Below are 901 nucleotides of genomic sequence, written 5' to 3'. Positions count from 1 at the left end.
CATTTTAATCATCTCCATAGTCCTAATCAACCTTGTTTTGATTATCTTAGCAATGACGGGAGGAATTCAATAACATGTCTAAAATGAATGACTATATCCAACAAGAAACCATAACCGGAATTGTTCCCATGACCAATAAGGATCGTCAATATTCTTTCTGGGATCTCTTTCTATCGACAAGTGGTTTTGCCATCGCAACTTGGTGTTATACCCAAGGAGCCTATGTGGCTCAATATTTGACCTTTAATCAAATGTTGATTAATATTTTTAGTTTCAACATTATCTGGGTTTTTATCGAATGTCTCCCAATCTTGTTTGCTGTTAAATATGGAATTGATTTGTGGATTTGGTTGAGAGCCGTTCTAGGTAGAAAAGGGGTGGCCTTGCTATCAACCATTATTAGCTTGGCTAACTTTGGCTGGTACGCCGTTGCAGCTAATCTTTTTGCCAGCTCTATGATTCATTTGGCAAATAATTTTGGACTTGGTTTAGACAAGGGAGTATGGGCGCCTATTCTTGGTACCCTCTGTGTTCTGCTTGGAACTCTCATTGCTCTTGGAGGTCCAGAAGTGATTAAATGGACCAATCGCTTCTTGGTTATCGCCTTGTTGATTGTCGGTCTCATTATCGTTGGAATCTGCTTTGTCGCCGTTCCTATAACTGATATTATGAATATCCAACCAGCCACTCAAGGAGATTTGACGCCATTAGAACGCTTCATGCTTTCTGGAGAAGGAAATGTTGCCTTTGCCTTTTCTTGGTCTACACAAGCATTGGTTTTACCGCGTTTAGCAAAATCAGAACGCAGTGGTTATTGGGCTACAGCTTTATCATACGGGGTTGTCGCTCCATTCTTCGTTGCGACAGGTGGAGTCATGGCTCTAGCCATGTTTGTCAAAAC

Annotated in this window: 1 pseudogene; it reads left to right on the top strand. The window is 41.0% G+C overall.

The window, feature by feature from the left end:
• Positions 1–74: 74 nt before the first annotated feature.
• Positions 75–901 (top strand): annotated as a pseudogene (locus GMD1S_RS08280) (permease); the annotation flags it as partial.

Source organism: Streptococcus sp. GMD1S (assembly GCF_000296875.1).
Lineage (GTDB): Bacteria > Bacillota > Bacilli > Lactobacillales > Streptococcaceae > Streptococcus.
The sequence above is the reverse complement of the archived record's forward strand: the minus strand, read 5'-3'. Positions and strand labels throughout refer to the sequence as shown.